Here is an 8,201-nt window from a genome sequence, read left to right as displayed (position 1 = left end):
TCGCTCTGCTGGTCGAACAGTTCGAAGCAGGGAACCGAGACGACGCGGGTCGGATGGCCGTGCTTTTCCAACAGCTCGCGCGCGCCAAGTGCGATCTCGACCTCGGAGCCGGTGGCGAAGATCGTTATCGCCGCCTCGCCGCTGGCGGCGGCCAGCTCATAGGCTCCCTGGCTGCTGAGGTTCTTGGCCGTGAATTCGGTGCGCACCGTCGGCAGGTTCTGGCGGGTCAGCGCCAAGGTCGACGGCGTCTTTTCCGACTCCAGGGCGATCTGCCAGCATTCCGCGGTTTCGACCGCGTCGGCCGGGCGGAAGACATTGTGGTTGGGGATCGCGCGCAATGCCGCCAGATGCTCGACCGGCTGGTGGGTCGGGCCGTCTTCGCCCAGACCGATGGAATCATGGGTCATGACGAAGATCGAGCGGATGCCCATCAGCGAAGCCAGACGCATTGACGGGCGGGCATAATCGGAGAAGCACAGGAAGGTGCCGCCATAGGCGATGAGGCCGCCATGCAGCGTCAAGCCATTGATGGCGGCCGCCATGCCATGTTCGCGAATGCCGTAGTGGACATAACGCTGGCCGTAATCGTCGGGCGTAATGTTCTTGGTCTGGCTGGTCTTGGTGTTGTTGGAGCCGGTCAGGTCGGCGGAGCCGCTTATGGTTTCCGGCACGGCGCCGTTGATGACCTCCAGCGCCATTTCCGAGGATTTGCGGGTGGCGACCTTCGGCTTGTCGGCCGACAGCTTCTTCTTGTAGTCGGCGATGACGGCGTCGAAATTCGACGGCAGCTTGCCGGCGAGGCGGCGTTCGAACTCGGCCTTCAACTTGGGCTCGGCCTTGGCCAGACGTCCCTCCCAGTCGGTGCGCGGCTTGGCGCCGGTTTTACCGGCGGCGCGCCATGCGTCAAGGATGTCGGCCGGAATCTCGAAGGGCGGCGAGTCCCAGTTGAAGAATTTGCGCGCACCGGCGATCTCGTCGGCGCCGAGCGGCGAACCGTGCGCCTTGTTGGTGCCGGCCTTGGTTGGAGCGCCGAAGCCGATGGTCGTCTTGCAGGCGATCATCGTCGGCTTGTCGGAGTGACGAGCGGCTTCGATGGCATAGGCGATGGCTTCCGGATCGGTGCCGTCGATGTGGCTGGCGTTCCAGCCCGAGGCCTGGAAGCGGGCGACCTGGTCGGTGTTGTCGGCAAGCGAGACCGGGCCGTCGATCGAGATGTTGTTGTTGTCCCAGAAGACGATCAGCTTGTTGAGCTTGAGATGGCCGGCAAGCGCGATGGCTTCCTGGGAAACACCTTCCATCAGGCAGCCGTCACCGGCCAGTACGTAGGTGTAATGGTCGACGAGGTCGTTGCCGAAGGCTGCGTTCATGATGCGCTCGCCGAGCGCGAAGCCGACCGAATTGGCGAGACCCTGGCCGAGCGGGCCGGTGGTCGTCTCTATGCCGGTGGCATGGCCGTATTCGGGATGGCCGGCGGTCTTCGAGCCCAACTGGCGGAAATGCTTGATCTGGTCGATCGTCATGTCCTCGTAGCCGGTCAGGTGCAGCAGCGAATAGAGCAGCATCGAACCGTGGCCGGCCGACAGGATGAAGCGATCCCGGTCGGGCCAATGGGGGGCCTTCGGATCATATTTCAGGAACTTCGTGAACAGCACCGTGGCGATGTCGGCGCAGCCCATGGGCAGGCCGGGATGGCCGGAGTTTGCCTTCTCGACGGCGTCCATGGAGAGAAAGCGGATCGCATTGGCCATCCGGTCATGTTGTTCACGCGACGTCATGGTTCCTCCAGAAGTGGGGGTTTGGGGGCTTGGGAGAGCCCTTGAAAAGGGTGCGCGACACATAGCAGGCGCGGGCTTTTAGTCAACAAATCGGGTGCACATTTGCCGGTCTTGTGATGCCGGCGGCGGACCTACATTAGCGTTAGCGGGGGACAGTCGCGAGAGCTTTGTTGACGTTGCCTTCACCCGGTGCCTAATGTTTCAGGGATAACGCGTTCTGAACGTGAACGATTCGGTGATGGGCAGGGCACAGGACGAAGGCCATGACCGGGGAAGCCACACTCAAGGAAGTCATCGCGAGGCTGGGCAAGGCCATCGAGGGGCTGGAAAACGCCGTCGCGGCCAAGCTCGAGCATGAACGCGACTACTCCGAAGCCGAGGCCGAGGTGCAGCGGATGAACGCCGATCGCTCGCGGCTGGCGCAGGAACTCGACAATTCCGAAGCGCGCGCCGAACGGCTGGAAGATGCCAACAAGGAAGTCTCGCGACGTTTGGTGACCGCCATGGAAACCATCCGCGCCGTGTTGGACAGATAGGAGCTGGCCCGATGGCACAGGTCACGGTTTCAATCGACGGCAAGCAGTATCGCATGGCCTGCGACGAGGGCCAGGAAGAGCATCTGATCGATCTTGCCGAACGTTTCGACCGCTATGTTTCACACCTGAAGGACTCGTTCGGCGAGATTGGCGATCAGCGGCTGACCGTGATGGCCGGCATCATGGTGATGGATGAACTCTCGGAGTTGCAGAAACGCGTCAAGGGCATGGAAAGCGAAGTGCTGACCTTGCGCAAGACCCGCGACGAGGCTCTGACCAAGGCCGACAAGAGCGATAGCGTGCTGACCAACGCGCTCAGCGCGCTGGCACAGCGCATGGAAGACCTGACTGTGACAATGGCGGTCAACAAGAGCTGAGGCAGGATCTCTCCTGTCCAGCCCAACAGGCTCTCATCCGCGTGCCGAGCATTCGGCAGCATAAAAATGCTCGCCTGCCACCGACAAGAGTTTCATATTGTCTTGCAGTCACGATTTTTGCGCTAAGATGCAACGATGCCCGGGCGGGGCAGTTCGATGGCAGCATGGGTTGCCGCTTGTCGTTCCTCGCTGCCGACGGGTTCCGTTTACAGGGGAGATGTACCATGAGCCTTCGTATCAACGACATTGCGCCGGATTTTACCGCCGAGACCACGCAAGGGACGATCAAATTCCACGACTGGATCGGGGACGGATGGGCGATCCTGTTCAGTCATCCCAAGAATTTCACGCCGGTCTGCACGACCGAGCTTGGCACGATGGCGGGGCTCGAAGGCGAATTCAAGAAGCGCAACGTCAAGATCATCGGCATTTCGGTCGATCCGGTCGAAAGCCACGGCAAGTGGCAGGACGACATCAAGACGGCGACCGGCCATTCGGTGAACTACCCGCTGATCGGCGACAAGGACCTCAAGGTCGCCAAGCTCTACGACATGCTGCCGGGCGGTGCCGGCGAGACGTCGGAAGGCCGCACACCGGCCGACAATGCCACGGTGCGCTCGGTCTATGTCATCGGACCGGACAAGAAGATCAAGCTGGTGCTGACCTACCCGATGACCACGGGCCGCAACTTCGATGAGATCCTGCGTGCGGTCGATTCCATGCAGCTGACCGCCAAGCATCAGGTGGCGACGCCGGCAAACTGGAAGCAGGGCGAGGACGTCATCATCACCGCTGCCGTCTCCAACGAGGACGCGATCAGGCGCTTCGGCGCTTATGAGACCATCCTGCCGTATCTGCGGAAGACCAAGCAGCCCTCTGCCTGACCGCTCCTCGGAACAGTTTTTGGCTTTCCTGTCGCCGCGAGCGAAATGATACTTGACTGGCTCACCCGAGCGGACAACCATGCTCCTCTCGGGTGTCGTCAGAGAAAATCATTCCTGACGACCGAGAGTTGGGGAAGCCAGAATTGGACGTAGCTTTGGCCAGGCCGCAGGTCAGCGGCTTCTACGACAAGCCGACCGGGGCCATCCAGTATGTCGTCGCCGACCAGGCGACGAAACGCTGCGCCATCATCGATCCGATCCTCGATTTCGACGAGAAATCCGGTGCTACGGCAACGACGAATGCCGATATCCTGCTCGACTTCGTCAGCGAGCAGGGGCTGAGCGTCGAATGGATCCTCGACACCCATCCGCACGCCGATCATTTCTCGGCGGCGCACTATCTGAGGGAGAAGACCGGAGCGCCGACAGCGATCGGCGACAGGGTCGTCGACGTCCAGAATTTGTGGAAGGCGATCTACAACTGGCCGGATTTTCCCGCCGACGGTTCGCAGTGGGACAGGCTGTTTGGTGAAGGCGAAACCTTCACGGTCGGCACGCTTCCGGCCAAGGTGCTGTTCTCGCCCGGCCATACGCTGGCGTCGATCACCTATGTGATCGGCGATGCCGCCTTCGTCCACGACACGCTGTTCATGCCCGACAGCGGCACAGCGAGGACGGACTTTCCCGGCGGCAGTGCCGCGCGGCTCTGGCGCTCGATCCAGGACATACTGGCGTTGCCGGACGAGACGCGGGTGTTCGTCGGTCATGACTATCAGGCCGGCGGCCGCGAACCCTTGTGGGAAAGCACGGTCGCCATACAGAAGGCGACCAACACCCATCTTGCCGCCGTCCGCAGCGAGGCCGAGTTCGTCGCCCTGCGCGAAGCGCGCGACAGGACGCTGCCGATGCCGCGGCTGATCCTGCATGCGCTGCAGGTCAACATGAATGGCGGGAGGCTGCCCGAACCCGAAGCGAATGGCCGGCGGTATCTAAAGTTTCCGCTGGATGGGCTTTGAGAGATCGCTGCCGGCGAAGCTGCAATCTCCCCCTTGCAGGGGAGATCGGGTCGCCTCCGCTTTCGCCAACCACACAAGAAAAAAGCGGCGCCAGTTTCCTGGCGCCGCCTTTAGATCTTGTTGCCTTTAGCCGGCTTTAGGCTGCGGGCTGCGCCTCAATGGTGCGCAGCGCCTGGGTCTGGCGCTTGGCGGCGGCCTTGACCGCATCCTGCACCTTCTCGAAGGCGCGCACCTCGATCTGGCGCACGCGCTCGCGGCTGATGTCGAATTCGGACGAAAGCTCTTCCAGCGTCAGCGGCTCCTCGGCGAGGCGACGGGCCTCGAAGATGCGCCGCTCGCGCTCGTTGAGCACGGCAAGAGCGCCCGACAGCATGCCGCGCCGGTTTTCCAGCTCGTCCTGCTCGATCAGCATCTCTTCCTGGCTTTCGTGGTCGTCGACCAGCCAGTCCTGCCACTCGCCGGACTCACCTTCGCTCGCCCGGATCGGGGCATTGAGCGAGGCATCGCCCGACAGGCGGCGGTTCATCGACACCACTTCGGCTTCGGAAACGTTCAGCCTGGTGGCGATCTCGGCGATCTGATCGGGCTTCAAGTCGCCGTCGTCGAGCGCCTGGATCTTGCCCTTCACCTTGCGCAGGTTGAAGAACAGGCGCTTCTGGTTGGCGGTCGTGCCCATCTTGACCAGGCTCCACGAGCGCAGGATGTACTCCTGGATCGAGGCCTTGATCCACCACATGGCATAGGTCGCGAGGCGGAAGCCGCGCTCGGGTTCGAATTTCTTGACGGCCTGCATCAGGCCGACATTGCCTTCCGAGATCACTTCGCCGATCGGCAGGCCATAGCCGCGATAGCCCATGGCGATCTTGGCGACGAGCCTGAGGTGGCTGGTGACGAGCTTGTGCGCAGCGGAGGTGTCTTCATGCTCGGCATAACGCTTGGCGAGCATGTACTCTTCCTGCGGCTGCAGCATGGGAAAGCGGCGGATTTCTTCCAGGTAGCGGCTGAGGCCGCCTTCGCCGGAAACGATACTGGGTAATGACTGGGCCATGATAGCGCCCCCTCTCTATTGGAGTGATGCCCCCGAAACGCGGCGGGCATGTGACGCGAGCACCAAAAGGCTCGCCCGCGACATCGGATCTTATACAGGAACAAAACCAGAAAAGACAGGCATTTGTTCAACACGAAACAGTGTGTCACGGTGAAGTGAACAATGTCAGTCAGGTTTTTTGATGGCTTGTCGGTGACGGGTTCAGAGTTTGCGGAAGCCGCCGACGAGTTCCTCCATGTCCCTCGGTAACGGCGCCTCGAACCTCATCGTTAGATGGGTAGTGGGGTGGCGAAATGCAAGGAGCCAGGCATGCAAAGCTTGCCGGGGAAATGCCTTGACCTGGCTTTTCAGCGGTTCCGGCAGCCGGTTGGCCTTGGTGCGGAAGGCCTGGCCATAATCGGGGTCGCCGATCACCGGATGACCGATATGCGCCATGTGGACACGGATCTGGTGGGTGCGGCCGGTCTCCAGCCGGCATTCGACCATGCTGGCGGTGGCGAACTCCTGTTGGCTCTCGCCGAAGCGCTCCTGCACGGCAAAGTGGGTGACCGCATGGCGGGCGTCGTCGCGTCCTTCCGGCACCACGGCACGGCGCACGCGGTCGGCGGCGCGGCCGAGAGGCGCGTCGACCCTTCCGGTCGGCCTCTGCGGTATGCCCCAGACCAGCGCCAGATAGGCACGTTCGAGATCGCCGGTGAGGCCGTGATCGGCGAAAGCCTCGGAGAGTGACTTGTGGGCGCGGTCAGTCTTGGCGACCACCATGACGCCGCTGGTCTCCTTGTCGAGGCGGTGAACGATGCCTGGCCGCCGCACGCCGCCAATTCCGGAAAGGCTGTCGCCGCAATGATGGATCAGCGCGTTGACCAGCGTACCGGTCCAGTTGCCCGCTCCGGGGTGCACGACAAGCCCGGCCGGCTTGTTGATGACAATCAGCTCGTCGTCCTCATAAAGCACATCGAGTGCGATGTTCTCGCCCTGCGGCTCCGCCGGCTCCGGCTCCGGCATGGTAACCGACACGCTTTCGCCCGGCGCCATCTTGCGCTTGGTCTCATCGATCAGCTTGCCGTCGACCGAGACCGCGCCCTGCCTGATCAGCATCTGCACGCGGCTGCGTGACATGTCCGGACCAAGCCTTGCCGCCAGCCACTGGTCGAGGCGCTGACCGGCCGCGTCCGCATCCGCCACCAGCACGGTCGGTACCGCCTCTATCAATTCAGGGGCCTCTTCGTTATGAGCGCTCATTGAAAAACCGTTCCGGAACTGTTTGCCATGGCCAGCCCGATCGCCGAAGAAGACCAGGATAAGCCGCTCGACCCCGAGGTCGAAAAGGTGCGCAGGAAACTCGTCCGCTTCGTCGGGATCAATCTCGGCCTGCTGTTCCTCGCCCTTATGGTGGTGATCGGCGCCCTTGTCTACAAAGCGCGCAATGCACCGCCGGCGAACCCGCCGCTGGCCGGGGATATCCAGACACCCGCCGGCGAACCGGTCAGCGGCGACATCGTGCTGCCGGTCGGGGCCAAGGTGGTCAGCCAGTCGCTGTCCGGCAACCGTGTCTCGATCGACGCCGAGCTTGCCGACGGCAGCCGCACGATCTTCGTCTACGACATCACTGAGCGACGCCTGATCGGCCGCTTTGCGATCCGCAACAAGTGACCGAGCCGCAACGATGAACGGCAGCAGGCCCATGAGCAAGCCTCGGGGATGAGCGGGTTCGCCGAACATCGTCGCGTCGCCACGGTCGCCCTGGTCGTCGCCAATTATGACGAGGCGATTGCCTGGTATGTCGAGAGGCTGGGTTTCCTGCTCGTCGAAAATGTCGATCTCGGCGGCGGCAAGCGCTGGGTCACAGTGGCGCCGGCCAACGGGCAGGGCGCCAGGCTGCTGCTGGCCGAGGCTTCCGACGAGGCGCAAAGCAAAAGTATCGGCGATCAGACCGGCGGGCGTGTCTTCCTGTTCCTGGAAACCGACGACTTTGCCCGCGACCACGCGGCGATGCTGGAGAAGGGCGTCGAATTCCGCGAAGCACCGCGCTTCGAGCCCTACGGCACGGTGGCGGTTTTCGCCGATCTGCATGGCAATCTCTGGGATCTGATCGAACCGAAACGATAGGCTGACGGCCGGCTTTTCCTCGACCGGGGAAAGCGGCCTAACCCCAGTTGCTTTTTCCCAGCGCTCAGCCTATATCGCCGGTTCTTGAACGCGCCCATCGTCTAGCGGTCAGGACACCGCCCTCTCACGGCGGGAACAGGGGTTCGATTCCCCTTGGGCGTACCAAGTTTTTCGACAAATTTGCAGGATGCCGTCGATTTCGTTTCTGAAGTCGCGGAGCCTCGATACTGTGGCGTCCGGGAAACCCGCTCTGCACAGGTAGCCGCAGCCTTAAAAACTCCCAGTGGCACCAACCAACCCGGCCTTTATTTCATTCGTCTGGCAAATGTTAACGGACGCGAAACCGGAACCTTAACGTCCCCGCAACTCACGGCGAATATTAGTTTTCGCTTTAGTAGCTGTAGGAGGTTGAAATGCAGAAAATAGCTTATCGTTTCGCTTGGGACGAGTCTGGCG

General features: G+C 62.2%; 9 protein-coding genes and 1 tRNA gene. 7 read left to right on the top strand and 3 right to left on the bottom strand.

Annotated elements, in window-relative coordinates:
- On the bottom strand, positions 1-1,775 hold a 1,775-nt coding region (gene tkt, locus ENZ75_RS13045), incomplete at its 3' end, for a transketolase (protein ID WP_128278129.1).
- Between the two features lie 263 nt (positions 1,776-2,038).
- On the opposite strand from tkt, the gene ENZ75_RS13040 reads away from it, so the two are divergent.
- From ENZ75_RS13040 to ENZ75_RS13025, 4 genes are all read left to right on the top strand, one after another.
- Complete coding sequence (locus ENZ75_RS13040) at positions 2,039-2,311, top strand: DUF4164 domain-containing protein (RefSeq protein ID WP_013529251.1); 273 nt, start codon at positions 2,039-2,041, stop codon at positions 2,309-2,311.
- Positions 2,312-2,322: 11 nt separating this feature from the next.
- Complete coding sequence (locus ENZ75_RS13035) at positions 2,323-2,688, top strand: cell division protein ZapA (protein ID WP_013529252.1); 366 nt, start codon at positions 2,323-2,325, stop codon at positions 2,686-2,688.
- A 224-nt stretch (positions 2,689-2,912) separates the two neighbouring features.
- Positions 2,913-3,572, top strand: coding sequence for a peroxiredoxin (locus ENZ75_RS13030; protein ID WP_013529253.1), 660 nt, complete (start codon positions 2,913-2,915; stop codon positions 3,570-3,572).
- Positions 3,573-3,715: 143 nt separating this feature from the next.
- A complete protein-coding gene (locus ENZ75_RS13025; RefSeq protein ID WP_063169154.1) occupies positions 3,716-4,588 on the top strand; it encodes an MBL fold metallo-hydrolase in 873 nt (290 codons plus the stop codon).
- 136 nt (positions 4,589-4,724) lie between these two features.
- Here the strand turns inward: ENZ75_RS13025 and rpoH are convergent, their stop codons facing one another.
- Positions 4,725-5,636 (bottom strand): RNA polymerase sigma factor RpoH, encoded by a 912-nt coding sequence (rpoH, locus tag ENZ75_RS13020; RefSeq protein ID WP_013529255.1) that lies wholly within the window; start codon positions 5,634-5,636, stop codon positions 4,725-4,727.
- A gap of 201 nt (positions 5,637-5,837) precedes the next feature.
- Positions 5,838-6,878 carry an RluA family pseudouridine synthase gene (locus ENZ75_RS13015; RefSeq protein WP_013529256.1) on the bottom strand — a complete coding sequence of 347 codons (1,041 nt, stop codon included), beginning with the start codon at positions 6,876-6,878 and terminating at the stop codon, positions 5,838-5,840.
- Between the two features lie 27 nt (positions 6,879-6,905).
- Here ENZ75_RS13015 and ENZ75_RS13010 point away from each other — a divergent pair, with 27 nt between their 5' ends.
- The 3 genes from ENZ75_RS13010 to ENZ75_RS13000 all read left to right on the top strand — a co-directional run bounded on the left by ENZ75_RS13010 (position 6,906) and on the right by ENZ75_RS13000 (position 7,910).
- On the top strand, positions 6,906-7,289 hold the full coding sequence (locus tag ENZ75_RS13010) for a fimbrial protein (protein WP_013529257.1): 384 nt from the start codon (positions 6,906-6,908) through the stop codon (positions 7,287-7,289).
- A gap of 48 nt (positions 7,290-7,337) precedes the next feature.
- Positions 7,338-7,745 (top strand): VOC family protein, encoded by a 408-nt coding sequence (locus ENZ75_RS13005; RefSeq protein WP_063169153.1) that lies wholly within the window; start codon positions 7,338-7,340, stop codon positions 7,743-7,745.
- 90 nt (positions 7,746-7,835) lie between these two features.
- Positions 7,836-7,910 (top strand) — tRNA-Glu (locus tag ENZ75_RS13000).
- Positions 7,911-8,201 lie beyond the last annotated feature (291 nt).

It is taken from the genome of Mesorhizobium sp. M7A.F.Ca.CA.002.04.1.1, from assembly GCF_004022805.1.
Lineage (GTDB): Bacteria > Pseudomonadota > Alphaproteobacteria > Rhizobiales > Rhizobiaceae > Mesorhizobium > Mesorhizobium ciceri.
The sequence above is the reverse complement of the archived record's forward strand: the minus strand, read 5'-3'. Positions and strand labels throughout refer to the sequence as shown.